The sequence below is a fragment of the Candidatus Fokinia cryptica genome, assembly GCF_034359305.1.
Lineage (GTDB): Bacteria > Pseudomonadota > Alphaproteobacteria > Rickettsiales > Midichloriaceae > Fokinia > Fokinia crypta.
On sequence record NZ_CP110343.1, the window covers coordinates 251,960 to 278,721 of the forward strand.

General features: G+C 34.4%; 26 protein-coding genes and 2 tRNA genes. 15 read left to right on the top strand and 13 right to left on the bottom strand.

The window, feature by feature from the left end; all coding sequences use genetic code 11:
* The first annotated feature begins 7 nt into the window (after window positions 1-7).
* The gene (gene coaBC / locus Fokcrypt_RS01200) at window positions 8-1,192 is read left to right on the top strand and encodes a bifunctional phosphopantothenoylcysteine decarboxylase/phosphopantothenate--cysteine ligase CoaBC (protein ID WP_323722383.1); all 1,185 of its coding nucleotides are present in this window, start codon (window positions 8-10) and stop codon (window positions 1,190-1,192) included.
* On the opposite strand, the gene Fokcrypt_RS01205 is transcribed toward coaBC, so the two are convergent.
* The 4 genes from Fokcrypt_RS01205 to Fokcrypt_RS01220 form a co-directional block, all read right to left on the bottom strand.
* Window positions 1,167-2,057, bottom strand: a complete 891-nt coding sequence (locus tag Fokcrypt_RS01205) for a DMT family transporter (RefSeq protein ID WP_323722384.1) — start codon at window positions 2,055-2,057, stop codon at window positions 1,167-1,169. The two genes, coaBC and Fokcrypt_RS01205, sit on opposite strands and share 26 nt — an antisense overlap.
* A gap of 154 nt (window positions 2,058-2,211) precedes the next feature.
* Window positions 2,212-3,411, bottom strand: coding sequence for a cation:dicarboxylate symporter family transporter (locus tag Fokcrypt_RS01210; protein WP_323722385.1), 1,200 nt, complete (start codon window positions 3,409-3,411; stop codon window positions 2,212-2,214).
* 18 nt (window positions 3,412-3,429) lie between these two features.
* A complete protein-coding gene (locus Fokcrypt_RS01215) occupies window positions 3,430-4,599 on the bottom strand; it encodes a hypothetical protein (protein WP_323722386.1) in 1,170 nt (389 codons plus the stop codon).
* Complete coding sequence (locus Fokcrypt_RS01220; RefSeq protein ID WP_323722387.1) at window positions 4,596-5,201, bottom strand: ribonuclease HII; 606 nt, start codon at window positions 5,199-5,201, stop codon at window positions 4,596-4,598. The genes Fokcrypt_RS01215 and Fokcrypt_RS01220 overlap by 4 nt, the downstream gene beginning before the upstream one ends.
* A gap of 31 nt (window positions 5,202-5,232) precedes the next feature.
* Here Fokcrypt_RS01220 and Fokcrypt_RS01225 point away from each other — a divergent pair, with 31 nt between their 5' ends.
* The 8 genes from Fokcrypt_RS01225 to fdxA all read left to right on the top strand — a co-directional run bounded on the left by Fokcrypt_RS01225 (window position 5,233) and on the right by fdxA (window position 13,615).
* Complete coding sequence (locus Fokcrypt_RS01225) at window positions 5,233-6,690, top strand: Hsp70 family protein (RefSeq protein WP_323722388.1); 1,458 nt, start codon at window positions 5,233-5,235, stop codon at window positions 6,688-6,690.
* Window positions 6,691-6,793: 103 nt separating this feature from the next.
* Window positions 6,794-7,969: a hypothetical protein gene (locus Fokcrypt_RS01230; protein ID WP_323722389.1), complete on the top strand. Its 1,176-nt coding sequence runs from the start codon at window positions 6,794-6,796 to the stop codon at window positions 7,967-7,969.
* A 68-nt stretch (window positions 7,970-8,037) separates the two neighbouring features.
* A complete protein-coding gene (locus tag Fokcrypt_RS01235) occupies window positions 8,038-8,205 on the top strand; it encodes a hypothetical protein (RefSeq protein ID WP_323722390.1) in 168 nt (55 codons plus the stop codon).
* A gap of 380 nt (window positions 8,206-8,585) precedes the next feature.
* Entirely contained in the window at window positions 8,586-9,767 is a 1,182-nt protein-coding gene (locus tag Fokcrypt_RS01240; RefSeq protein WP_323722391.1) for a hypothetical protein, read from the top strand.
* Complete coding sequence (locus tag Fokcrypt_RS01245) at window positions 9,764-10,369, top strand: hypothetical protein (protein ID WP_323722392.1); 606 nt, start codon at window positions 9,764-9,766, stop codon at window positions 10,367-10,369. Before Fokcrypt_RS01240 ends, Fokcrypt_RS01245 begins: the two co-directional genes overlap by 4 nt.
* A gap of 246 nt (window positions 10,370-10,615) precedes the next feature.
* Entirely contained in the window at window positions 10,616-11,899 is a 1,284-nt protein-coding gene (locus tag Fokcrypt_RS01250; protein WP_323722393.1) for a Na+/H+ antiporter NhaC family protein, read from the top strand.
* 183 nt (window positions 11,900-12,082) lie between these two features.
* Window positions 12,083-13,264 carry an elongation factor Tu gene (gene tuf / locus Fokcrypt_RS01255; RefSeq protein WP_323722394.1) on the top strand — a complete coding sequence of 394 codons (1,182 nt, stop codon included), beginning with the start codon at window positions 12,083-12,085 and terminating at the stop codon, window positions 13,262-13,264.
* Between the two features lie 24 nt (window positions 13,265-13,288).
* Window positions 13,289-13,615, top strand: coding sequence for a ferredoxin FdxA (gene fdxA, locus Fokcrypt_RS01260; protein ID WP_323722395.1), 327 nt, complete (start codon window positions 13,289-13,291; stop codon window positions 13,613-13,615).
* Window positions 13,616-13,687: 72 nt separating this feature from the next.
* Here the strand turns inward: fdxA and Fokcrypt_RS01265 are convergent.
* The 5 genes from Fokcrypt_RS01265 to Fokcrypt_RS01285 all read right to left on the bottom strand — a co-directional run bounded on the left by Fokcrypt_RS01265 (window position 13,688) and on the right by Fokcrypt_RS01285 (window position 16,488).
* Window positions 13,688-13,762: transfer RNA gene (locus Fokcrypt_RS01265), tRNA-Thr, on the bottom strand.
* Between the two features lie 6 nt (window positions 13,763-13,768).
* Window positions 13,769-15,181, bottom strand: coding sequence for a F0F1 ATP synthase subunit beta (gene atpD, locus Fokcrypt_RS01270; protein ID WP_323722396.1), 1,413 nt, complete (start codon window positions 15,179-15,181; stop codon window positions 13,769-13,771).
* 32 nt (window positions 15,182-15,213) lie between these two features.
* A complete protein-coding gene (locus Fokcrypt_RS01275; protein ID WP_323722397.1) occupies window positions 15,214-15,783 on the bottom strand; it encodes an OmpH/Skp family outer membrane protein in 570 nt (189 codons plus the stop codon).
* A gap of 87 nt (window positions 15,784-15,870) precedes the next feature.
* Window positions 15,871-16,398, bottom strand: coding sequence for an rRNA maturation RNase YbeY (ybeY, locus tag Fokcrypt_RS01280; RefSeq protein WP_323722398.1), 528 nt, complete (start codon window positions 16,396-16,398; stop codon window positions 15,871-15,873).
* A gap of 14 nt (window positions 16,399-16,412) precedes the next feature.
* Window positions 16,413-16,488: transfer RNA gene (locus Fokcrypt_RS01285), tRNA-Arg, on the bottom strand.
* Between the two features lie 106 nt (window positions 16,489-16,594).
* On the opposite strand from Fokcrypt_RS01285, the gene Fokcrypt_RS01290 reads away from it, so the two are divergent.
* The 3 genes from Fokcrypt_RS01290 (at window position 16,595) to prfA (ending at window position 19,920) form a co-directional block, all read left to right on the top strand.
* Window positions 16,595-18,334: a ribonuclease E/G gene (locus tag Fokcrypt_RS01290; protein ID WP_323722399.1), complete on the top strand. Its 1,740-nt coding sequence runs from the start codon at window positions 16,595-16,597 to the stop codon at window positions 18,332-18,334.
* A 26-nt stretch (window positions 18,335-18,360) separates the two neighbouring features.
* A complete protein-coding gene (locus tag Fokcrypt_RS01295; RefSeq protein ID WP_323722400.1) occupies window positions 18,361-18,708 on the top strand; it encodes a HesB/IscA family protein in 348 nt (115 codons plus the stop codon).
* A 132-nt stretch (window positions 18,709-18,840) separates the two neighbouring features.
* A complete protein-coding gene (prfA, locus tag Fokcrypt_RS01300; protein WP_323722401.1) occupies window positions 18,841-19,920 on the top strand; it encodes a peptide chain release factor 1 in 1,080 nt (359 codons plus the stop codon).
* Here the strand turns inward: prfA and plsX are convergent.
* The gene (plsX, locus tag Fokcrypt_RS01305) at window positions 19,915-20,970 is read right to left on the bottom strand and encodes a phosphate acyltransferase PlsX (RefSeq protein WP_323722402.1); all 1,056 of its coding nucleotides are present in this window, start codon (window positions 20,968-20,970) and stop codon (window positions 19,915-19,917) included. The genes prfA and plsX overlap by 6 nt on opposite strands.
* A gap of 95 nt (window positions 20,971-21,065) precedes the next feature.
* On the bottom strand, window positions 21,066-22,127 hold the full coding sequence (locus tag Fokcrypt_RS01310; protein ID WP_323722403.1) for a UDP-N-acetylglucosamine--N-acetylmuramyl-(pentapeptide) pyrophosphoryl-undecaprenol N-acetylglucosamine transferase: 1,062 nt from the start codon (window positions 22,125-22,127) through the stop codon (window positions 21,066-21,068).
* Window positions 22,128-22,230: 103 nt separating this feature from the next.
* Here Fokcrypt_RS01310 and rpsM point away from each other — a divergent pair, with 103 nt between their 5' ends.
* From rpsM to Fokcrypt_RS01325, 3 genes are all read left to right on the top strand, one after another.
* Window positions 22,231-22,605 carry a 30S ribosomal protein S13 gene (rpsM, locus tag Fokcrypt_RS01315; protein ID WP_323722404.1) on the top strand — a complete coding sequence of 125 codons (375 nt, stop codon included), beginning with the start codon at window positions 22,231-22,233 and terminating at the stop codon, window positions 22,603-22,605.
* 39 nt (window positions 22,606-22,644) lie between these two features.
* A complete protein-coding gene (gene rpsK / locus Fokcrypt_RS01320; protein ID WP_323722405.1) occupies window positions 22,645-23,004 on the top strand; it encodes a 30S ribosomal protein S11 in 360 nt (119 codons plus the stop codon).
* 124 nt (window positions 23,005-23,128) lie between these two features.
* Window positions 23,129-24,106 carry a DNA-directed RNA polymerase subunit alpha gene (locus Fokcrypt_RS01325; RefSeq protein WP_323722406.1) on the top strand — a complete coding sequence of 326 codons (978 nt, stop codon included), beginning with the start codon at window positions 23,129-23,131 and terminating at the stop codon, window positions 24,104-24,106.
* Window positions 24,107-24,738: 632 nt separating this feature from the next.
* On the opposite strand, the gene Fokcrypt_RS01330 is transcribed toward Fokcrypt_RS01325, so the two are convergent.
* Complete coding sequence (locus Fokcrypt_RS01330) at window positions 24,739-26,349, bottom strand: ankyrin repeat domain-containing protein (protein ID WP_323722407.1); 1,611 nt, start codon at window positions 26,347-26,349, stop codon at window positions 24,739-24,741.
* A gap of 138 nt (window positions 26,350-26,487) precedes the next feature.
* On the bottom strand, window positions 26,488-26,754 hold the full coding sequence (locus Fokcrypt_RS01335) for a hypothetical protein (protein ID WP_323722408.1): 267 nt from the start codon (window positions 26,752-26,754) through the stop codon (window positions 26,488-26,490).
* Between the last annotated feature and the right edge of the window lie 8 nt (window positions 26,755-26,762).

A 26,762-nucleotide genomic window follows, 5' to 3' on the forward strand; every position in this document is an offset into this window, starting at 1 on the left:
TTCCATCATGAGTATTAAAGTGATATTAGGCGTTACCGGAAGTATTGCCGCCTATAAAGTTATAGATTTAGCAAAAGCGTTGCATCGTAATTCTTGCGATGTGCGAATAGTACTTTCAAAAACAGCATCTAGTTTTATATCAGTTTTAACATTAGAATCTCTATTTCCTAAAAAAGTATACGAATATGACGATACTATCGAAAATGGCGAGATGCTTCATATTTCACTTGCAAAAACATGCGATGTCGTACTAATAGCTCCTGCCTCTGCTAATGCAATTTCTAAGTTAGCAAATGGCATTGGAGATTGTCTATTATCTACTTTGTGTTTGGCTACGCGACAATCAATAGTATGTGTGCCAGCGATGAATGAAGGAATGTGGGAAAATGTTTTTGTTCAGAGAAATGTAGAAATACTACGGAAAAATGGAGTTCATATATTAGGTCCAGTTAATGGAGAACAGGCGTGTGGTGATGTAGGGATTGGTCATATAGCTGATACTTCAGATATAGTAGACTATATACTTCAACTGAAAACTCCAAAGTACTTACTAGGTAAAAAGATTGTTGTAACTGCTGGTTCCACAAAAGAGAAAATAGATCCAATACGTTTTTTGAGCAATTATAGTTCTGGTAAAATGGGATATGCAATTGCTGGAGTAGCGAGAAACATGGGTGCGAATGTTACTCTTATTAGTGGTTCTACTGCATTAAGTGTTCCACTTGGCATAAATTTTATTCCTGTAGAAAGTGCTTTTGATATGTTAAATGCTGTTGACAGAGAAGTTGACAAAGCAGATGTATACGTTGGAGTCGCTGCGATAGCAGATTATCGGCCAGAATCATATTCACACGAGAAGATGAAAAAGCGGAAAGAAGTGATAGAATTACGTTTAAAAGAAAATGTTGATATCATAAAATATGTCAAAGAAAAGTATCCGAAAACTTTTTGTGTGGGATTTGCAGCGGAGACAAATGATTTGGAAAAACATGGCCTTGAAAAGATAAAAAATAAGTGTTTAGACATGGTGGCCGTCAATGATGTGTCGAATAATCAGGTCTTTAATAGCGATTACAATGAAGTGCTTTTATTAGCGAAAAATGGAAAATCTCTTCATATACCAAAAAATACAAAAGCTATTATAGCTACCGAATTACTACGGTATGTTAGTGAAAGTCTTTTTGAGAAGTAAGTTTCTTTATTACTTTAAACATCATAATATTAATACATATCAGTATTCCTGTAGCAAGCAGGTAATACGGTTGAGGTGAAGCACCAAGTAGTATAAAACTCCAAAACGTCATCAAAGGGAGTTTTAGATAAGATACTGGAGTTAGAAAATTTAGAGTCGCTAATTTAATAGACAAAAATAATAGTATCACATTAACTATTCTTAGCATGCTAATAATGAAGAGAGAAAATATATCGGTACCTGTAAAAGCAGACATTTTCTTTACCGAGAAGAATAAAAGGAAAAGTGCGGTAAAGGCAAAAGTATAAAATACCTGCACTATAAAGTGTTCTGTTGTAGCTTGTTTTTTGCATACAACTTCATATAATGCCCAAGAGAATGATGAGATTATAGCCATTGTAAATCCGTAAACAGAAACTTCGATATGAGTTCTTAGAGTGAAGAAAATGACTATATAGCATAATATACCAGAAATGAATGATATTACTCGTAACTTTTCGTTCTTAGTAATAGAAGCAATAGATACAGTAATTATAGGAGTCAAATAATTGACTAATATGGCTTGAGTACTTCCAAAATGCTTTACAGCTTCTATCCACGTTACCATGCCTGCTATACTTAATATAGAACGTAATATATATGGCACTATTTTAGCTTTTTGTAGCTCTTTCCGATAAAATATACCTACAAATGGTAGTAATATGGCTGTTCCTAGTATACATATCACACCAAATTGTTCTAATGGCCCTATATTATTATTGCGGAACTTCTCAAATCCAAGTGAGAGAAGACAAAAGCAGGATAATGCTAGTATTTTGCATAGTACTCCTATGGCATATTTTTTATAGTCCGTAGATATATACATATACACTAAAACGCTTGCTAGTTATGAGTATAAGAAATACATGTAGCAGTTCTCGCTCATATTCATGATAACGAAAGTGATAACTAGATCAATATAGTGACTTGCTAGTGAAGGTTACTCGTTTAATTTTTTAGTACTTTTCAGTAATTTATTATTAAGATGATTTTATGTATTTTTTACTTTTAGAGTATATTCTGTCAAAAATGATAACAAAGAGATTGTTTCCTACTATATTGCCAACTGTTCCAATGCTATCCATTACAATGTAAATTGCTGTCATAATTCCTAGTGCTTCAGATGTAAAGTTTAAATATTCTCCTAATATTGGTGCGATAATAAAAATTCCTCCGCTGGGAAGGCCACTTCCAGAGAATTTTGCAATATTCACTACTAATAAAAGTATGAACATTTCATATATAGAAAGTGGCGCTAAAATACTTTGATGTACCAAGATTGCAAGAAAAGGGATAAGTATACTCTCTCCTATCGTGTGTATACTAGTAGTTACGGTAATTGCTGCCTTCCCATTTTCCTTATCAACTACATTTTGCTCTACTGCTTCAATAGATAAGGGTAGTGCTATTGTACTAGACATTGTACTAAAACCTGTAATAGATGGCTTAATTAAAGTTGTTGCAATTTGTTTAGCTGATCGGTTAATTGATACATATGCCGCGATTATAAACATTATTCCGAGATACAGGAAAAGTAGAAGTATGCTGATAATAAGGTTTATAGGATATGTGCAGAGTGTATCTTGAAGTCCTTTATCTTGTAGTATTTTGAATATGAATCCAGATATGAAAATCGGTATTAATGGGAGTATTATATAACTGATAAGAAATTTTATTGCTGTTTTTACGATATTAGCGATTTTATCTACTGTAAAACCATAATAGTTATTACTCACATTAATGATAATCGCTAAAAGTGCGGAAAATATAAATACCATCATATTTAAATATAATGGAAAAGTAGGTATGCCTAATGTAAAAAGTTGCTTTATATTTTCTCCTGATGTGAGGATTTTTGTGTTTTTGTGTACTATTGGGATGAATTTGAGTACAGCAGAAGAGCTAAAAACTGAAACTAATATGGATAAGAAATTTGATAAAATAATACAAAGTAGAAGACAAATGATAAATCGCATTCCGTCTTTGTTGTTGAGTTTTCTAAAGCAAAAATAAACTGAATGAAAGATGATAAATGGTACGCATATCCTCATTACGTCTTTTAATAAAAGGCTTATAGAGTATATAAAGGATTGTATATTGAATGAAATGTATTCATGAAGAAACATAACTAACGCAGTAGCTAAGATAATTCTAAATGAAGAAGACCTCATGAAAGACATTTTTTATTGATTAATTTGTTATAGCATTTTTTGTATATCGTTATGATATTCTATAATATCTTGAAATGACTTGATGTCAGTATCATTTTTATATTTCTCAAATTTACCTTCGATACTTTTAATCATCTCCTGAAATGATATTCTATCATTTAAGAATTGTTGTACGTAAAATTCATTTATAGCGTTTAGTGCAACAATAGACGAATGTGTCATACTAGTTTTTGCTAGCCTAAATAATGGGAAGAGTTCAGTGTCTATATCGTAAAATTCAAAGGTTTTATTTTTGAAAAAATTATTTTCCGAGGCACTTTGTGAATCTGAAGTCTTATTAGCATCGTGTTGTTGTGGATATAATATTGCATCCATAATAGGAGATACCATGGTAGGAGTTCTACAGTGCATAATAGATGTGCCATTTTTATATTGTACAATTCCGTGCACAACAGCTACAGGATGAAGTAATGCATCAACATTTTGCATCGGAATACCGAAGAGGATTGACGCTTCGTACATTTCGAATACTTTATTCATCATAGATGCTGAATTGACTGTTATAACATTTCCCATTTTCCAAACTGGATGCGTGAGAATATCCATTTTAGTGGCATCTTGAGGTAATATTTTGTTTTTCCATATAGAGCTACCAGTTGCAGTAAGTATAAGTTTCCTTACATTGTTAATATTGCACGTATTTGTGTCATTATTGAGCGTAAGTATGCTGTGTATTGCATGATGTTCTGAGTCTATTGGAATTATTTCTACTCCGAGTTTTATAGCATGTTCTATAAATAGTTTGTTCCCACATATTATAGCTTCTTTGTTGGCAATAATTAACCTCTTACATGAATGCATTGTTAGAATCGTTGGAATGAGACCGGCTATTCCGCTAATTGCACTTACACATGTATCATGTTGTTCGTATTGTAAGAAATTGCATATTTCTTCCGTTTCGGATAATATACGGACTTTTCTTTTAAAATCAGTACTCCTAATTTGTGAGATAGCACTTCTATTTGTGATTATTATATTTGTTATATCGAACTCTCTTACTATTTTTTCGAGCTTTTTGATATCAGAGCCTCTTGTCATAATACTCTTAATTGCATGAGTGCAACCAAGCTTTTTAAATGCTTGTAATGTAGCAAGACCAACACTACCAGTAACCCCTAATATTATAACCTTTTTCATATACAGATAAGCTTTTTTAACATGCATTTTCTATGATACTGTGTATATCCATTTTGTTTTAGCATTTCTATATGATATTTTGTAGCGTATCCCATATTTCGTTCTAATCCATATCCGCTATACATACTACTCATGTTACTTATAATAGTATCTCGTGTAACTTTTGCAATTATAGAGGCTGCTGCAATTGTTACGGATTTGGTATCTCCCTTTATTATGGGAATTACAAGAGCTTCAGGTATCTCAATTTTTCTGTTTCCATCTATAAGTGCTACGCAATTTGGAGAGCGAAGCATTGTTATTGCTCGTTGCATGCTAAGCTTAGCAGCATTTAGAATATTCATTTTCTCTATTTCACTGATGCTAGCACCTCCTACTGCATACTCTACTTCGAGCCTCATTAATTCATTATAAATATCCTCTCTCTTTTTTTTGGATAGCTTTTTAGAATCATTGATATTGAGTGAGAGCAAGCGCTCATCATATACAACAGCAGCACTTATAACAGGCCCTACTAATGAACCTACTCCACATTCATCAGCTCCAATTACTGCTTTTGTTTTATATTGCTCCTCTATCTCGTTATTTGGTAGTGTTGTCACGATTTACTTTTTAAATGATCTAAATTTAGTCATGGCTGAAATCAAGAAGAATATTACAGTTGGTATAGATTTTGGTACAACAAATTCACTTATAGCATTCGTAAATGAGGATAGCAAAGTGATTGTAGTACCAGTTAATGAAGATCTTAGTCGTTCCACTTTATTACCATCTGTAGTACGTCATGATTCGCTAGGAAAAAGTACGGAAATCATATCTGTAAAGAGACTGATAGGTGATAATCCTACCAGAAAGAAGTATATTAACTACTTTGGTGGTGAGGAGTTCGATTTTGGAAAAAATATAATAAGTATGGCGATGGGGATTTTTAAAAATCTTAGAAGTAAAGCAGAGGAATATACTGAATCTACGATTACTGATGCAGTGATAACTGTGCCAGCTCATTTCAATGATTCGGCGAGGATAAGTATTAAAACAGCTGCTGAGTTAGCTGGATTCAATGTAATTAGAATGATAAACGAACCGACAGCAGCTGCCATAGCTCATTGTATGTTAGACAACTTGAATGATAGAAGTATAATGGTGTACGATCTTGGAGGAGGGACTTTTGACATTTCTATCTTACAGGTTCGGAACAGAATATTTAGAGTTATATCTACTAGTGGAGATAGTACTTTAGGTGGTGATGATTTTGATATTGCTCTTGCTAATCTATTAAATGCTAAATGTGGCTTTGAAGAAAAAGTTATTACCAATGATATGGTTTTGCAAGCGAGGAAAATTAAAGAAATATTGAGTTTGTATGATAATTACACTGGTTCTTGGAGAGACCATGAAGTATGCTGCACGCGTTGTGAATTTGAAGAAGCAACTCAAACTTTAGTAGATAGAACATTTGATGTGATGCATATTGCGTTGAAAGATGCTCAATTGTCGTTAAATGATATTAGAGAAGTTATCTTTGTTGGAGGTGCGACTAGAATGCCAATGATTAAAGAAAAGGCTAAGAGATATATGAATGGTCTACAAGTCGATTTTTTAGCAGATAGTATAATCCTACCGGAGGAAGCTGTAGTAATAGGTGCAGCAATGCATGCTAAATCTCTTAGTTCACAAAATGGAACTCATCTCTTGCTGGATGTGATTCCGCTAAGTATAGGAATAGAAGTATTAGGTGGTGCAGTTGAATGCATTATTCCACGTAATACTCCTATACCAATTATGATGAAAAGCGTTTTTACGAATTCTCATGAAGAGCAAAATTCTTTTGATATACATATAACTCAGGGCGAAGGAGAGCACGTAATGCAATGTAAAACTTTAGCGAAGTTTAAAGTACCGATTATTCACAAAGTAAAGAAGCAAGAGGCGAAACTTGAGCTATTGTTTTGTATAGATGTGAATGGCATATTAAGCGTTACTGCTGTTGAAAGAGTAGGCGGTACCGTAAGAGATGTAATAATTAAACCTCAGTATAATTTATCTGAAGAAGAGATTAATGCCTTATTTATAAAGGAAAATGAAACATAACGTAGTATTGTTCAATGATTTCAATGTATAATATATTGATTATTGAGCGGTATATATTGTATTATCTCGCATGTTAGTACGGTAATAATGAGTGAATAGTGGTATGAAAAAAGGATTATGGTTATATTTGTTCTTTTTCAGCATTTTGTGTACTACAGAAGCTATAGCACTTGAGCTAGGCAAAGGGAAGAAAGAAGAGTATTTCGTTTCAACAGCTTTTACTTCTGAAATAGTACAGAAAATAGGATTAGAGAAATGTCTTGAGCGCGAAGTTGGTGATAACGTAACGAGCGGGAATGTGAAGGATATTACTGACGGAAGTGTATTTGTCAACGGATTCACGTTTGGAGTTGGTCGTATGTTCAATAATATGGCATTAACTGCTTACTTGAGCCATTCTGCAAAGGAGCTTCCGCAAAATACTTTACAATTATCTGATGGAATGAAAATTACTAATAATTCAATCGGAATTTCTGTTGTGAAGTACCTTTCTAATATGAAGGTTCGTCCTTTCTTTGGGGTAGCAGTAGATATTGTGAGTACGGAGTACGTTTTATCTGACATTAAGTCGTTTGACGAAAACTGGAAGCTTACAGATAGTAAAATTACTAAAATAAATGATTCGTGGGAGAGGTTATCGGGCACACAAATGGTTTTTCATATTCGAGATACTGAAGGTAGAGAAACTAAATGTGACACAGTATGTCTTGCTGCTAGTAGTGGTAATACTTGTGATGGTAGTAATACACCAGTTTCATATGTTGCTTTCAAAAACAAAGCAACATCGCTTGTATCGGATAATGAATTGAGAACTGCCAGTGGCATGAAATTAGGTTTTTCAGTAACTGGCGGTTTATCGTTTAGAGTGAACAACGTAATGATGGAGGGTTTTGTAGCCGCTAATTTAAAGCCTAAGTTGGAATTTAGTGAAAGAGCTATGTATGTGGATAGTAGTATGAAAGATGCGATCACTAATAATTTTATGTCGTATAATGGTATGAGAAGTGCGTTTGCTGACAAATATGTATATGTTCAGCAAAATAATGTGTGTACTATTCCTGAGCCAAATAAGTCTTGTTCAGGTGATGCAAATAGTATGATGGGTGGAGTGGATGCCTTTAATGGTGCTACTGTAGATGGAGAAGCTCAATCATCCTACGTTTATACTAACGTCATCTCTTATAACCGATATAACAATCTGATTAGAACTTATATTCCGCAGGAGATAGCTAATAAATTGACATATACCTTGGGAATTAGAGCGCTTTTATTGTTTTAGAGTATGAAAGATCGAATACACATTAAAGATTATCCGTAACTACATTTGCAATTTTTTTTTACTTGTGTATGAGGTTGTTATTATTATTAATCGTTATAAGTACTCTTGCTGGATGCTCTAACTCTATCAAGCGTAAAATTGGAGTGTTACCATCTCTTCCTAATGAAAATATTGTATCGCATAACACTGCATTACCATCTAAAAGTACTAAAGAGCTAATTTTACCGCCTTTATAGGATTTTAGTGCACGTGGCTTTACGGATTCACAATATATAATGAAAATTTTATTTGTATATATTACATTAGCATTTGTATAGAGAAACTTACATCATTTTTGATAAAATCCTTTGCGTTAAAGAAAGACAATGGTATCATTCTGGCATACAAATTTATAACAATTAAGTATTAATGCATGTCTATTTCTAGAAATTCGAATGTGAACAAGTTTCTAAAAAGTTGTGTTCGTATAGGCATTGAAGAAGCACTGCTAGAGTACTCTCAATTGGATATATCGTTTAAAGAGTCTTATAACGAGTTATATAGCATAACCAGGCTATTGATGTTTATTGACAAAAGAAAATGTTGTGAGCAGTTATATAGTGAATTACATAACTTGATGCACAATCTACTTCATGAAGAAGTTGAAAAAAAGGATACTTGGGAGGCTATAATTTCTTTAGAATCAAGAGCGAATACTATTCTCAAAACTGAAGAAGGTATTAGTTTACCATTTTCATCAAGTAGTGAAGCATCAGGAGAGGCGAAGAAAGAGAAGGATAGTGAGGCGTCGGGAGAGATTAAGAAAGAGGAAGAGGCGAAGAAAGAAGGAGAGCAGAGTGCAGAGGAGGAGATAAAGAAAGAGGCGAAGAAAGAGAAGGATAGTGAGGCGTCGGGAGAGATTAAGAAAGAGGAAGAGGCGAAGAAAGAAGGAGAGCAGAGTGCAGAGGAGGAGATAAAGAAAGAGGCGCAGAAAGAGGAGGATAGTGAGGCGTCGGGAGAGACTAAGAAAGAGGAAGAGACGAAGAAAGAAGGGGAGCAGAGTGCAGAGGAGGAGGATATGAAGAAAGAGGCGCAGAAAGAGGAGGATAGTGGAGCGTCGGGAGAAGCTAAGAAAGAGGAAACGAATGAGGAAGAGATGAAGAAAGAAGGGGAGCAGAGTGCAGAGGAGGAGGATATGAAGAAAGAGGCGCAGAAAGAGGAGGATAGTGGAGCGTCGGGAGAAGCTAAGAAAGAGGAAACGAATGAGGAAGAGATGAAGAAAGAAGGGGAGCAGAGTGCAGAGGAGGAGATGAAGAAAGAGGTGCAGAAAGAGGAGGATAGTGTGGCGTCGGGAGAGGCTAAGAAAGAGGAAGAGATGAAGAAAGAATGGTGGCAGAGTGCAGAGGAAGAGACGAAGAAGGAATTGGAGAGATTAACTGATGAGCAGAAGATACGAATGAAACAATTGAAAGCTACTGAAAAGGATTTTGAAAAGTCTTATATAGAAGCACAAGAATATATAAAAACACATCAAGTAGTGAAAAATTATCGTGCAGAGTTGAAATTTTTCGGTCAAAGGCTGGATGAAAAGACATATAAAATCCTTATCTTAGAAACTAAAATAGAACAAAAAAAGCTGATAGGAGATGGAATTGCTGTAGCGGAAATAGAAAAAGAAAAGCTAAAGACAGTATATGAGAGATTGGAGGTAGAAGGAGAAAAACTTGTAAGGATATTACAGGACTCACGAGAATATATAGAAACACATCCAGAAGTAAAAACTGAGAAAGAGAGAAGGAAGCTATTTTCCGAAAAATGAATGAGAAAATTACTGAAGCAGATATACTAAGCAATAAAGCAAAGAGAAAGGAGATGGAAGGTAAATATGATGAAGCAGCTGAGCTTATGAAGCAACAAAGCATTTTGTTCAAAGAAGGCGTTAGACTTGGTGACAAGATGCATGATCTAACAGCAGTGATTGTCGAAACATCAAAATTGTCCGATAAAAATGTTACAATGAAAGGTCATGAGAAAATTGCAGATAGGATGTATACCTCGGTACACGTTCATGATAAAAGCAGCTTATTTATCTATAGTTCTGAAAAATTTGCAGAGGCGTTAAAATTATATGCAGGTAATATATATTTCTGTAAGCCTAGATATGTTGGGCATTATAATCCCGCTATATTTAGTGGAGAAAGAAAGAGTGAGATAAAAATTCTCCCTATGTGTACCCGAAACTTACCAAATTGTTGTCCAGGCAATGAGATGTCAATATTCGACGCATTCCGTTCTCATTTTGACGATGCAGATATGCTCTCACTTACTCAAGGTAATGTTGTATATACTAATTATGATGGTCAAGTTGAATATTCTACTGGCATTGATGATGCAATAAGTATTTTTTCTGATACTCAATAAATCCTAGAAATTTATCAATCTCCACAAAAATATTATCCCTCTTGCTTGGTATTATACAATCCCACCTAAATGACTTACAGTTCTTAATTTTTATCTCTTCTCAACACCTATATCTTCCTCCCTCACCTTAGATCTCACAACTCAATACCTTCTCCATACTGATCCTTCTATCCTCCTCTTTCCTTTTATATTCACTCAAAAGATCATCAACACATCATCCTTCAATACTATCATCTTCCCTAATCTATGTCACTCATTCCTCTCGTATTATTTCTTACATTATTCTTATCATCAGGGTTGTATTTTAGCCTAAATGAAGTGCAAAATCCGTTTTATCAAATTTCTCCGTTAATCATAATGTTACCCAGTATTGCTTTGGGATGGAGTATGTATAAGGGGAACCAGCAAACTAGGGCTAGTGCATTTATAGATGGTGTGAGAAATCCCGATATAATAATGATGTGTATAGTATTTCTCTTAGCTGGAGCATTTAGTGAAGTGATGAGTAAAATAGGCGCGATTCCTTCTGTTGTGAATCTCCTACTAACATTTATCCCATCGAGTTTATTATTGATAGGGCTTTTTATTACTGGCGCTTTCATCTCTACTGCGATAGGTACTTCTATGGGGACTATTGCCACTCTCATGCCATTAGCTACCGCTTTAAGTTTGAAAAGTGGTTTACAGCTGGAGTTAATTTCAGGAACGATATTAGGTAGTGCTATGTTTGGTGATAATTTATCTTTGATCTCCGATACTACAGTAGCTGCTGTTTCTTCGCAAGCTGCGGATCCTAAGAAGAAATTTTACATCAATGCCAAGCTTGCTTTTTATTCTTCGGCAATTGTTGGTGTATTACTGTTATTATTGGGTTTTACAAAAGGAAATGAAGTTTTAACCGCGCATGAATACTCTTTATTTTTAATTTCTCCATATATTTTATTACTTATACTGTCGATGTGTGGTGTAGGTATTTTTCGTAGTTTGGTGATAAGTATTATTGCAGCTGGGATTGTAGGAATTATAGAAGAGCCAACATACCACTTTTTGGATTTTGCAAATAGCATTGTAATAGGGTTTCGCAGCATGAATGAGATTATGATTTTATCTCTCATGATAGGTGGATTATCTGGTTTAATGGGAAATTCGCTTAGTATTTTGAGTAAAGATCTTACAGCTGTGTTTGCTAGAAAGATGAGTAATAAAAAAGCATGTTCTTTTGCGATCGCTTTAATCATCATGATATTTGATGTACTTTTAGCTAATAATACAATAGCTATTATAGTAAGCGGTAAAGCAGTAAAGGAGGCAGCAATTGAGAATAGTATTCCGTTACATTACAGTGCTGCACTTCTTGACGTATTTTCATGTATCTTCCAAGGAATTATTCCGTATGGAGCACAAGTGCTACTTGTGAGTGGAATGACCGGTATATCACCGCTTGTAATACCTCAATATGTGTATTATTGCCATATTTTGCTGTTAGTATCGATATTGCATATAACGTTATGTGCAGATAAAGTGGAATGAGTAGTATGTTGCAAATGATCGATTAAGAGCTTGAGTTAGTGGGTAAAATGTAAAGCATATTTTTCCTCAATTTATACTAAGATGTTGATCTTAATAGAGTGTTGCTGTAAGTTCTAGGATTATAAGTGTAGCATGCAATCAGAAGTAGCATGCTCATACAGTAAACTAAATTTGCGTAAGATAATGAAGAAATTCGAACGTACTAAACCACACGTGAACATTGGTACTATAGGTCACGTTGATCATGGTAAAACTACTTTGACCGCTGCTATTACCAAATACTTCAGTGAGTCGTTTGTAGCGTACGATAAAATAGATAAAGCTCCAGAAGAGAGGCAGCGTGGTATCACAATAAATACTGCACATGTAGAATATGAGACGAAAAATAGGCACTACGCTCACGTTGACTGTCCAGGTCATGCTGACTATGTTAAGAATATGATTACTGGCGCTGCCCAGATGGATGGAGCTATACTTGTAGTTGCCGCTACTGATGGGCCTATGCCTCAAACTAGGGAGCATATACTACTTGCTCGTCAGGTTGGTGTGCCATCAATAGTAGTATTTATGAATAAAATGGATCAGGTGACAGATCCTGAACTTGCTATGCTTGTAGAGGAGGAAATAAGAGATTTGCTTACAAAATACGGTTTTCCAGGGAAAGAAATACCTATTGTAAAGGGATCAGCTTTAAAAGCCTTGGAAGCTTCTTCGTCAGATGCATCGTCTGGAGATGGAGCATGTATAGGAGAACTTCTTGCTGCGGTAGATTCATATATTCCTACTCCTCAGAGAGAACTTGATTTACCTTTTTTAATGCCAGTTGAGGACGTGTTTTCGATTTCTGGTCGTGGTACCGTTGTTACGGGACGTATTGAAAGAGGCGTTGTAAAGGTTGGGGGAGAAGTAGAGATTGTTGGTTTTGGATATAGACATAAGACTGTTTGTACTGGTGTAGAGATGTTTAAAAAGATGCTCGATCAAGGGCAAGCTGGAGATAATGTTGGCCTACTGTTACGTGGTATTTCAAAGGAAGATGTTGAGAGAGGGTGCGTTGTAGCCGCTACCAATACTATAAATCCTCATACTAATTTTGAAGCACAGTTATATGCTTTAAGCAAGGAAGAAGGAGGTAGACATACAGCGTTCTTAAATGGTTATAGACCACAGTTTTTTGTAAGAACTACTGATGTTACTGGCACCATACAGCTTCCTGAAGGAGTTGAAATGGTAATGCCTGGTGATAATGTCACAATTAATGTGGAATTAATAGCTCCTATTGCTATGGATGAAGGTCAGAGATTTGCGATTCGGGAAGGTGGTAGAACGGTAGGTGCTGGTGTTGTATCTAAGATTATTAAGTAGCGTAAAAGTGACGTTGAGAAAAATATGACTCATGTAGTAACCGGTAAATGTATAAGATGTAAGTATACAGACTGTGTAGAAGTTTGTCCGGTTGAGTGTTTTTATGAAGCGAAAAATATGCTTGTGATAAATCCTGATGAGTGTATTGATTGTGGAGTATGTGTATCTGAATGTCCGGTAGGAGCTATTCAATCTGAGATAGATGCTGAACCAATGTGGTTAAAAATAAATTCAGAATACTCTAAGAGGTTTTCTAAAATTCTTCAAAGGAAAGCTCCTATGGCAGAGGCGGAAATTTATAAAGATCATGTAGGCAAGGAGAAATTTTTGAAAGAGAATGACGATGATTGAGCATAGGTAGTCGTTAAAGCGAATAAAGAACATCTAGAGGAGGTTAATGTTTTTTCCTCTCATTTTTTTCGGTGGTGCCGTTAGTGGGAATCGAACCCACGACCTCTTCATTACCAATGAAGTGCACTACCACTGTGCTATAACGGCGTCTACTTATTTTGTCGCTTTTACTCTTTCAATTACGCTATCAATGGATCCAGCCATAAAGAAAGCACTTTCAGGTGTATCGTCAAATTCGCCGTTAAGTAATCTTCTAAAACCTTTTACAGTATCTTCTAAGGGTACAAAAATGCCCTTTACATTTGTAAATACCTCTGCTGTATGAAATGGTTGAGAGAAAAATCTTTGTATTTTACGAGCTCTATTTACTACTATCTTATCTTCTTGAGAAAGTTCATCTATACCAAGTATAGCGATAATATCTTGAAGGGCTTTGTAGCGCTGTAAAATTTTCTGAACATCTCTTGCAGTGTTATAGTGTTCCTCTCCTACTATTTCTTTCGATAAGATAGTTGAAGTACTATCAAGAGGATCTACCGCTGGATATATACCTAACTCTGCTATTTTACGACTAAGAACAGTGGTAGCATCAAGATGAGCGAAAGATGTTGCAGGAGCTGGATCAGTAACGTCATCAGCCGGCACATATATTGCTTGTACCGACGTGATAGAACCATTTACGGTAGAGGTAATACGTTCCTGTAGCATAGCCATTTCAGTAGCGAGAGTTGGTTGATATCCAACTGCTGACGGCATTCTTCCAAGTAAAGTAGAAACTTCACTTCCAGCTTGAGTAAATCTAAATATATTATCTATGAAAAGAAGTATATCTCTTCCTTCATCTCTAAATTTCTCAGCTATTGATAATGCAGAAAAAGCAACAGTAGCCCTAACTCCAGGAGCTTCATTCATTTGTCCATATACAAGAGTTGCTTTCGATTTCGTTAAATCACTTTCATCTATGACACCTGAATCTATCATTTCATGATATAGATCATTTCCTTCTCTTGTGCGTTCTCCAACTCCCGCGAATACCGAAAATCCTCCAAGCGCTTTTGCAATATTATTTATCAGTTCCATAATTATTACAGTTTTACCCACTCCTGCACCTCCAAAAAGACCTATTTTACCTCCTTTAGGATATGGAGCTAGTAAATCAATAACTTTAATACCAGTTACCAATATTTCAGTATCTGGTGATTGTTCGGTAATAGAGGGTGGAGAAGAGTATATACTCCTTCTTTCTGAAGCTATAATTTCTCCTTTATTGTCCATCGGCTCACCTAGAACATTCATCAATCTTCCAAGAACTGCTTCGCCGACTGGTATAGTGATTTGTGTTCCAGTATCTAGAACTTCCATACCTCTGGCGAGCATTTCAACTCCTCCTAACGCAATAGCTTTAACTATATTATCGCCAAGGTACTGAGCAACTTCCAACACAAGAACTCTGCCATCGATTTCGCAACGTAAGGCATTTTTCAAGTTAGGAAGAGTACTTCCCTCAAACGAAACGTCTACAACAGAATCTAACACCTTTACGATTCGCCCTCTATTTTTTTCCATTGATGGGTAAAAATATATCTTAGAAATTTATCCTACTTCTTTGGCGAAGCTTCTGATTCCAATTTAGCACGAGCTTCATCAAAATCTAACTTAACATGGGGAATTTTCTCATTAAGTTTAGCTGTTAATTTGTCCGTTACGTCAACTTCTGGTGCAGACCACAATGGAGCTGCAATTATAACTTTTTTCTTCTCTTTCAGAGCGACCTCTTTTAGAGATTCATCCCATGCCTTCTGCATTGCTCCCATTCCTTTTTTAAAGGCATAATCTATTATTCTACTATTTTTTACTAATGCATTTTCGTTTGCACTAATTTTCTCGGAAAGTTTTGCTATCTTTGCGTCATTTTTAGAATCTCCAGTGACTTTAGATTTGTTCAAAATCTCTCTCTCTTTAGCTAGATTTTGTATAGATTCTTTTATTTTAGCATTCCATTCCTTATCTTTTTCTTCCATTTGGCTAATGATAGCCTTATATCCACTGGATGATTGAAATATCTTAGAAGGATCTGCAACGCCTATTGTTGAATCTTCAGAGAAAGCAAGCATCGGCTGAGTGACTAGAAAAAAGACTGCGACAATGCTCAATAATTTATTTTTCATTGTTAACATTATTAGAAGATATATACGCACCAAGGCTATATATTTTCTGTTAGAAGTTCAAGGGAAATGATTTGTATCACGCATTTATTAATAGAATTTTGAAAAGCCGATCTTGTTCATCAGCATATCCTCAATTAATTCCATTTCATCAGCACTACTTTTATTATCATGATCATAGCCAGTAATATGTAATATTCCATGCACTATTAGCTGAGTAAATCGATGTAAAAATGTTACATTTAATTCAGATATTTCATCTACAATTGGTTTGTGACATATGTATAGATCACCTATAAGTTCATCATTATTTTCACTATTTTTTATAATTTGAGAAAAAGATAATACATTTGTGCTTTTGTTAAGACCTCTGTAAGCCTTGTTTAAGGCAATCATTTTCCTAGTTCCACATAATATTACCTCTAACCGTATTCCATTGTTATGCCTCTTGATATTGCTTAGATACTCTAAAGTAAATTCTGTTATGGCGTAGGTATACTTCTTAACATTATCGAATTTTACATCAGAAAACTGTAAATCTCGCAATTCTTCCGACTGAAATGCTACTTCTTTACGCCATCTACAGCAAGTGATGTACACACTGATTTCTTTCAACATAAACTATGATATCGTGGCACGCCTGAAAGGATTTGAACCCATGACCTTTAGATCCGTAGTCTAACGCTCTATCCACTGAGCTACAGGCGCAATAACTAAGAAGCGAATCGAAACTTGATTTCGCCGTAACATAGTATTACGCTCCATGATGTTAAAGTAAAGAGCGATAAGCATTGCATTCGAAATTTTAAAATTGATGAACTTGATATTAATTGATGGTGCTTCAGGGCATGAATGTAGGGTTGCTATATGCAAGAAAGACAAAGATAAAACAGAACTAAGAGCCCTGTATCAGCAAAATTCTCAAATCCAAAATATAAAAGGGAATGTATATTTAGCTAAAGTGGTACGGGTGGAGAATGCATTACAAGCAGCTTTTGTAGATTATGGTGGGCAGTATAATGCTTTTTTACCACTTTCTAATGTGAGTAATGGATATAGATCAAGAAGTGTTCAAAATAAACATTTGAAGAAAGATCAGTTGTTGGTAGTGCAGATCGTAAAAGAGCAAAAAGACGAAAAATGTCCACTAGCAACAACTTATATTACGTTAACTGGTAGATTTATATCAATAGTATCTCGTTTTTCCAAAGAGCCAATAAGATTTATGAGAAAGCTTGGAAACGATAAGGTGAGACTAAAAAATATAGGTAATGAACTATTGAATAGCGTTAAAAGAAATGAGCGAGTGCTATCCATCATATTTAAGAATGAATCTGAAGGAAGGACTAAAATTGAATTGAAAAGAGATTTTCAATATCTCATAAAGTTGTTGGACAGTATTCTTAAGCATTCAGAAGATAAGAAAAGTCCAGTTTTTTTACATGCGGAGGGGAGTCTTGTAGAGTGCGTCATTAGGGATACGTATAATAATGATATAAAATCGATAATCGTGGAAGGAGAAGAAAAATATCAGCAGGGATTAGCTTTTATGAAGATATTTTTACCTATGCATGTAGGTAAAATAGAGTTGCACAATCACATAACTCCAATTTTTAAGTATTACGACATAGAAGAGAAAATTACTGTACTATACAATAATAAAGTCTCTTTACCTTCTGGAGGTTCTATTGTTATATCTCATACGGAAGCGATGACTACTATAGATGTAAATTCTGGAAAAAACGTTGCTGAAAGTAATGTAGAGAGTACTTCACTTAAAACGAATTTAGAAGCGATAAAGGAAATAATTGTTCAGATAAAATTGCGTGGTTTGTCCGGTACTATAGCGGTGGATTTTATAGACTTAGAACTTACTAAAAATAAAGATTTGATACTCAAAGAAGCTCTTCAACTTAACAAAGATTACAATCTTGATCTTAGGATATTACCACTAAATGAACTTAGTATTATGCATATTACGAGACAGAGAACGCATAATTCTTTCTACGAGATCAATTTGGTAAAATGCTGTAATTGTAGCGGTATAGGATATATTAGAGCAGATCATGCTACCGTTAATGCTATACATAGAGCTATCAGGCAAGAAATATCTGAAAATTCTAAATTGAGTAGCATTACTATTACTATAGGTTCGAGGCTAGCAACTCAAGTCTTGAATCATACTTCTATATATGATGATATTACTAGAAGTACTTCCAGTAAAGGTATTGCAATTCACTTTATTGTAGATCCTCTAGTACCAGAGGCGATGTTTTCTCTTAGTACATCTTCCGAAGTACCTCAAATTACAAATACAGTAATCCCATTTTCTAGGATAGATGAACAATCGTATTTTGATGAAGAAAATGATAGTACTTCTACACGTGTAAAGAATATTGAAGATGTGGCTTTTCAAGGTAAGAATCGGAAGTACTCCAACAAATTTAAGCGAAGAAGGACAAAAGCATCAATTCAGACTCCTAATAACGGATTTGGTAAGATTATACAAAAAATTTCAAACCTTATAAAGCGAAAGGATAAAGATTTTAATTAATCTTTTGTAATATTTATATAACTGTTATGTTAAAGATAACTGATAAAGCTTTAAGTAGGATAAGGGAGCTTATAGAATCCGAGAAGAATAAAGATGGCACACAGAATTACTATCTTAGAGTAGAGGTAATTGGCGGCGGGTGTTCTGGCTATCAATATAAGTTTCTTATCGAGGGAAGAAAGCTAGATGCTAAAATAGATAGTAGAGATTTAATTCATCAAAAATGCCCTGATCTGATAGTAGATAATGTATCGATGACGATGCTAAAAGATAGTACTATGGATTTTATAGATGAACTTGGAGGTTCTTATTTTGCGATCGACAATCCTAACATAAAATCGAAATGTGGATGCGGTAATTCCTTTTCTATTTAACTAATTGATATATAGTATATTTTTCCTCTTTAGTGGCTTTGCATCAAGTATTTATGTTGATAAGTTTTGTGCTTACTTATAGAATAAGGTTCGATATTAGCAACGTTTAGTCATAAATTTATCTGAGTACAGATGTCACTTGATTCAGTCGCAATTGAGATAGAAAAGAGGTATGAGCATATATCAGCATTATTGATGCAATCTTCTTTATCGGTCGACGATATGATAAAGCTAAATCAGGAATATTCCACTTTGGAGCCTGTAGTAAGAGTGATAAGAGAGAGGAGAGATTTAAAAAGAATTGGTGAAGAACTTGAAGTTGAGTTATCTGCTACAGGCGATCCAGAGTTTAAGGAAGCATTACAGAGCGAAAAAACTTCACTCTCACAAAAGTTAGAAAAAGTAGAGCATGAATTTATGCTACTTCTTATTCCAAAAGATATTGACGATGAAAAAGGAGTTATTATGGAGATTAGAGCGGCAGCAGGTGGGGCAGAAGCGTCGCTCTTTGCATATGACTTGATGAGGATGTATTGCAGATATGCGGAGCGTCAGAATTGGAAAGTAGAGATACTATCTATAAGTTCTACTGGGATAGATGGAGTAAAAGAGTGCTCGATATGTATAAGTGGTCGTGGAGCTTTTGCTAAACTTAAATTTGAAGCTGGAGTACATAGAGTACAAAGAGTACCAAATACTGAGAATAATGGTAGAATTCACACTTCTACTGTAACGGTAGCAGCTTTACCAGAAATACAGGAAGTAGACATCGATATTAAGGAAGAAGATTTAAAAATAGATGTATATAGAGCTAGTGGAGCAGGTGGGCAACATGTTAATAAAACAGAAAGTGCAGTGAGGATAGTACATATCCCTACCGGAATAACGGTTTGTCAGCAAGATGATAAATCGCAACATCGAAATAAAGATAAAGCGATGAGAATACTAAGCGCGAGACTTTATGAGTTGGAGAAAAGCAAAAAAGAATCTGAGCGTTCTCAAAATAGGAAAGCACAAGTAGGTACAGGAGAGCGTTCTGAAAAAGTGAGAACTTATAATTATCCGCAAAGCAGAGTTACAGATCATAGAATTGGTGTTACAATACATAACATTTTAGATGTTATGGATGGTAATATTCAAAATTTCATCGATCATCTTATATCTCTATATAATGCTGAAAAATTAGCAAATTTTTCGCAAAAGGAGTTATGATATCTTTTTATCTTCAAGATGCTGAAATAAGTGCATTTTTTCCTCCATATCACTACAGATTTTAGTATTTAATTCATATTTTGCTAATCTATAAGCTACACCAAGTGCGTTTGTTATGCCTTCTATGTCAGCACCACTATGACTCTTTACGATGATACCGTTTAGTCCTATTAGCATAGCTCCATTACATCTAGATGGATTTATGATCTTAAAGACTTTTTTAAAGTGTGAGCGTAGTAAAAAGCTCCCTATTTTTCCTAATATACCAGTTTCAATTACCGTTTTTTTCATAACTTTACTGATAAATTTTGCAGTACCTTCTGCTGATTTTAGAAAGATATTACCAGAAAATCCGTCTGTAACTACCACATCAACATCACCATTAATGACTTGATGAGGTTCTATAAAGCCACAATAGTTGATATTTGAATTTTGAAGTAATATGTGACCTTTTCTTTCTATAGTACGTCCTTTATTATCTTCATTTCCTACGTTCAACATTCCAACTTTGGGAGATTTGATACCATATTCTATTTTGGAGTAAGAGCTTCCCATAATCGCAAATTGTAGCACTATTTGCTCATTAATTTCAGTATTTGCACCAAGATCTAGTATTACAACATCATTTTTATACGTAGGGAATGGTGCTATTATAGCTGGTCTACTAATTGAATTTAGTGTATGTAGTAGCATTTTACCTGTCACCATAAGAGCTCCGGTGTTGCCGCATGATAGAATTGCATTAGCATTATTATTGTGTACCTCCTCTATTGCTAGTCTCATACTTGAATTTTTTTTAGTTCTAAATGCATGGATAGGATCATCATCATTTTTAACAGATTCACCAGAATATATGATTTTTATGATATATCGAGATAAAGATGGATATTGAGATAGTAAAGGTGATATCTCGTTCTCAATACCGCATAATATAAATTGTATTTCTGGATTTTGTTTTGCGTATTCATTCATAGCACTTATTACGAAACTTGGAGCATTATCGCCACCCATCGCATCTACACTAATCACCACATTATTTCTGTCCTTCATTATGAAATTCCTACATTTCTCATTATTAACTACGAGGATAATATGTAAAGTTGCGAGTTAGTACAAATAAAATTTGCATAGCTGATTGCTTTCTTTTAGTTTTTTGTACTCAAAAGTATTGTTATAGCCTTCTTTAAAGATTCTGTAGTCAAATCTTTTTGCTCAATTAGATATGTATTATTGTACCGGGCTTTTATATATCTTGCATTTAAAAGCTGATGTTCATCAGTGGAATTTGGTAGTGGTATAAGTATGGCTTTTTTATTTAGTATTAAAATTTCACCTATAGTAGATGAACCAGCACGTGATATTACGATATCGGATTGAGCCATTATAGTATGGCAATTATTGAAGAAGTACCTAATATCGCAGAACTGAATTATTTTATTTTTTGCATACAAAGATTTAATAGTTTCTATATCGTTAGACTTCGATATTTGCTGGTATACGTGAATGTTAGTGTCGACATCTATTTTCGATATAATTTCAGTTAATATCGTAGTTAAGGTGGCAGCTCCTTGGCTACCTCCTACTATAAATAGTTGTAAGTAATTTTGAAGCTTTGAATGTTCTATTTTTTTACATTTTTTAAACTCTTCACGCACTATAAATCCTAGATGTATTAAAGGGATATTTGCGCGAGGTAAGACGATGTCTTCATAAGTTGTAAGTAATGTGACGTTCGATAAATAATTTGCAAATATTCGATTTACTTTTCCAAGTACGGCATTTTGCTCGCATAGCAGGACATTGGAATCTCTAAAACGAAACAGATTATATAACACGAATGCCATAATCGGCATTGCTGTAGTGTATCCTCCCATTCCTATGCATACGCGATAGTCATATTTTATAGAGATGCATATTCCGGTCCAAAAATGCTTTATTAAATCAAAAAAAAATCTCAATTTTGCAGAATGATTAAGATTCGCTATATTAAGTACAAATTTTTTCTTATGTTGCTTTGCAAGCTTTTTTAGTAGTTCTAGCGTATCATCTCCAATATGCCCATATCCCCTATTATCGGTCATTAGAACTACATCACAATATTGCAGTGCGTGTTTCACTATTTCGATTGCAGGAAATACATGTCCTCCAGTTCCACCTGCAGTTATTATTATACCATTATGTAAAAATTTGTTTATAACAGAGAGCATAGACTAGGTAACACACTTAGCTTTACGACTTAAAAAATACTTGATTAAATCACAAATCTCAATATAACAGTATGTACAGTTTGTTGTATTATCTTAGTTTGATGTGTCTCGCATAGTAGGTGTTGATATTCCATCCGGTAAAAAGCTTTTTATTGCTCTGACCTACATATATGGTATAGGTCTGTATAGGGCTCGTGAAATATGTAAAGTAGCTGGAATAGATGGGGAAATGAGAGTTAATAGTATGACTGAAGATCAGTTAGCTAAGATTGGGAAATACGTTTCCGAATATGAAGTGGAAGGGATGTTGAAAGCTCGTGTTAGTACTTCTATTAAGAGATTGATAGAAATAAACTGCTACAGAGGTTTACGACATCTTAGAAAATTACCTTTGAGAGGGCAACGTACTCGTACTAACGCAAGAACTAAAAAAGGTAAGAGAGTGCCTATTGCAGGGAAGAAAATGGCTACTAAGTAGAGTATTAATTATAGTTATTATTAATCAAATTCGTTTCATATGGCAAAAAAAGTTGTTTATTCTGGCATTGTTCATGTAGTAGCATCCTTCAATAATACCTATGTTTGTGTTACTGATCTGAATGGCTGTGTGATAACGTGGTCTTCATCTGGAGCTAACAATTTCAAAGGTTCTAAGAAGTCAACTCCATATGCTGCACAAATAGCTGCTCGGAATGCAATAGGAAAGGCATACGATCAGTACGGTCTGAGAGCTGTTATAGTGAAAATTTCTGGGCCTGGAGCTGGACGTGAATCAGCAGTAAGAGCTGTAGCTGAAAAGGTAATTGTAACGGCAATAGAAGATAGAACTCCTGTTCCACACAATGGCACGCAACCACCTAAAAGAAGGCGTATTTAGTAAATAAAATGTCAAGATGTTTGTTCTCTGTTAATTTTTAATTCGATTAGTCATGCAAGAAATAGGCAAGTTGCTTACGCGTAATTGGAAAAGCTTCCCTGATGCAGTGTGTACTTGCACGTATATGCATCAAGGAACTTCTGTGTTTAAGATTTCTCCATTAAGAAAAGGATTTGGCATAACTATCGGGAATGCGTTAAGACGTGTTTTGATGTCCTCTATATGGGGAAGTGCTATGATTTGCCTCAGAATAGAAGGGTTGGAGCATGAATTTTCGCAAATACATGGAATGCGAGAGGATACAGTGGATTTTATATATAACTTAAGACAACTGAGCTTCATTGTAAAAGATGGGGAGACGCATAGATGTAGTCTCAAGGTATCTAGAGGTGGAGATGTAACAGCTCGTAGTGTAGTTACACCAAATGATGTTACCATAGTCGAACCTGATGCTCACTTATGTACGCTTGCTTCGACTTTTAATGGTATGTTAGAAGTAGATTTCGTGATAAGAGGTGGGTATGGATACTCTACTTCTGATGAAAATAGAGCAATGTATCCTGGGCTTTTTCAAGATACTCCGATATATTGTGACTCTTCCTTCTCTCCAGTGCGTAACTGTTTCTTCGAGGTAGAGGAAACAATTTTAGATGATACGTTGCAGATTACTTTGGAAACGGATTGCAGTATCTCGGGAGATATAGCTCTTGGAGTTGCAGCACGTATACTGCAACATAGCTTTGCTCCAATTATCAATTTTGAAGAATCTAAGAGTGAAGAAAGTTCTTCTAAGGCAATTGCTACTCAAACATTTGATAAGAAACTCTTTACTCTTGTAAGTAATCTACAGTTATCTGTGAGATCTCATAACTGCCTCTCTCATGCTAATATTAGATATATCGGAGATCTTGTAATAAAGAAAGAAGCTGATTTGTTGAAGATGACTAATTTTGGTAAAAAGTCTCTTTCTGAGATCAAAAACGTATTACGTCATCTTGGTTTAGATCTTGGTATGAGTATAAGTGGTTGGCCTCCTGAAAATTTAGATAATATCGCTAGAAATGCATCGAGTGATAATAATATAGATCTATCTATACTGTAAGCATAACGTGCTTTTACAGGTAGCAGTGGTTAATTCTAAGTTGTTGCGTGCATTTGTACACCGCGGGAAATAATAATATAGATCTATCTTACCTGTATAGCATAACGTGCTTTTACAGGTAGCAGGATGAATTCTAAGTTGTTGCGTGCATTTTGTACACGCGGGAAATAATAATATAGAGATCTATCTTATACCTGTATAGCATAACGTGCTTTTACAGGTAGCAGTGGTTAATTCTAAGTTGTTGCGTGCATTTGTACACCGCGGGAAATAATAATATAGAGATCTATCTTATAAACTGTATAAGCATAACGTGCTTTTACAGGTAGCAGTGGTTAATTCTAAGTTGTTGCGCGCATTTGTACACCGCTGGTTAAAAGTTTTTTATCTCAGTATTTCCATAAAACACATATTCTGATGAATCTGTTAAGAATGATGCTCCTGCATACATTTAGAACCAAAAATTTTTCTCACGAGTGGTAGTATTGTTAGGCGTAGTTGATTAGCATTACTTTACTGCAATATTGCTATTCATACGCCTTTAGCAGTTCTTATTTTTTTATTAATAGTCAAAAACCTGTCATTGTTCTGTTCAAGATTACCTTAAATTGGTATTTTATATTATATTGCAATCAACTTTTGCGAAATTCTTCCTGAATTTGGAATGTTTTTAGTATAGATACAATATCGGTACGATTATTATTTTCAGCAATTGACATAGCGGTTTCGCCAACTTTATTAGCTATTTTTAATTGCTCTCCTCCATATTCTAGTAGTAATGATACCATTTTAATATCTCCATTTTTTACTGCTAACATTAAAGGGGTGTTTCCTTTTTCGTCTGTGACTGTAGGTTTTATGCCACTTTTTATTATATACCTAGTACCACTTAATAATCCCATTCTAGAAGCATCAATTAGAGCTTTTTCCTTATTCGTATACATACTAAACACTTGTATACAGAAGCCAGTATCACTACTTTTTAAGTATGAAAGGGGAGTTTTGCCGTCTTTATCCTTAATAAAGACATCAGCATTATAATATAGTAGTAAAGATGTGCATTCCAAATTTCCTGCTTTTATAGCTATATGTAATGGCGTTTCCTTTTGAGTATTCTGTAGGTTTATATCTGCACCTTTTAAAACTAAATATTTGGCAACTTCTACTCTATTATTCTTTATAGCATAGAGTAATACACTATCTCCGTTAGTAAGTTGGGCATTTATATTACCACCTTTTTGTAAAAGTGCTGCAATTGCAAAGCAATCATTTTGAAAAACTGCATGAAATAGCATAGTTGAGTACTCTACACTATAGAATGGATTGGTGCGTTGTTTATCAGAAGACGATACATCATTACTATAGTATTTTCTTGAACTTATGTTTTCTAACATTTTCACTTCTTGACTTGATACTACAAAATCCGGAAGTGGTTTTGAGTGATTTTTGTTTTTAAATCCAACTTTATGCTTTTCATTAGTATGAGTTTTTTTAGATATATCTATTATAGTATTATCGTTTTCGTGTTTATTTAATTGATGATTTTGCTCTGATTTTACTACAGATTCAGTATTTGTCATTGGTGCTGAAGTTGTAGTTTTTGACTCATTCTTGTTTTTTATTTCATTTGCTTGAGTACTTGGAGTATCGGTTGCGATATTATCAGCTGTATTTTGCTGTTCTTTTGAATGAGGTTCAGTGCTGGATGCGTTATGAATTGTTGGATGCTCTAAATTAGTTTCTTGTATAGAAGGAACATTACCACTTTTTTTATCAGTGGTGTTTAAATCAACGTTTTTCGTATTTTCCGTTTCAAAGTGTTTTTCTTCGACTATATTCTTATTGATGTGCTCTTGTGCAGAAATATTATTTATTGATTCTTTAGTTGAGGTATTCACCTTTTCTAAATTTTTAGTAGCGTCATTATCAGTTTTTTGCGATTTATTTTTTATTACCTCAGTGTTTTTTATTTGATCGGGTTTTATATTTTTATCATTTTCAGTGTTATTTATATTGGAATTGTTTTGAAAATTTTTACCTTCGTCCGAATTATTGATTTGCTTCTCGCTTAAGTTGAATTTGTCTCTTATAGATTTTATATCCATATGCTTTTTCTTATATTTCGAATTTTCTGAGGAGTGTTTGCCTTCGAAAGTTTTTCTATATTCATTATTGCTTTTTATAGAAGTTTTATGAGTTTTCTCTATTTCTTGATGTGGTGCATTTTCTGCATGCGCAAACATCTTGATGAATAAGAAACATAGTTGAAGTAATAGATACCTTTTCCGCACTATCTTTTTTGTTCTGTTTAATGATAACTGAAACTATTATGAAGTGTTTTGATATAAAATCAATTATACGTACACGTATAGATGAAGAAACTAATAACTACCTTCTGAAATTTTATACAATTCTAGCAATATTAGGCACTCTCCATTATATATTTTTATGGTGCCACTAATAACTTCAAATGCAATTACTTCATCTATATCAGTACGTGTGATGATAAGATTTGTATTTATAAGAGGAGCTATAAAATTTTCATGATTTTCCATTATTTCCATAGTTCCGTTCAAACTTGAAAAACCAACCCTAGATGCGATGCATTCCACTATCTTGCCATGTGGAGAAGAGATGTATGTTCTCATATTAACTA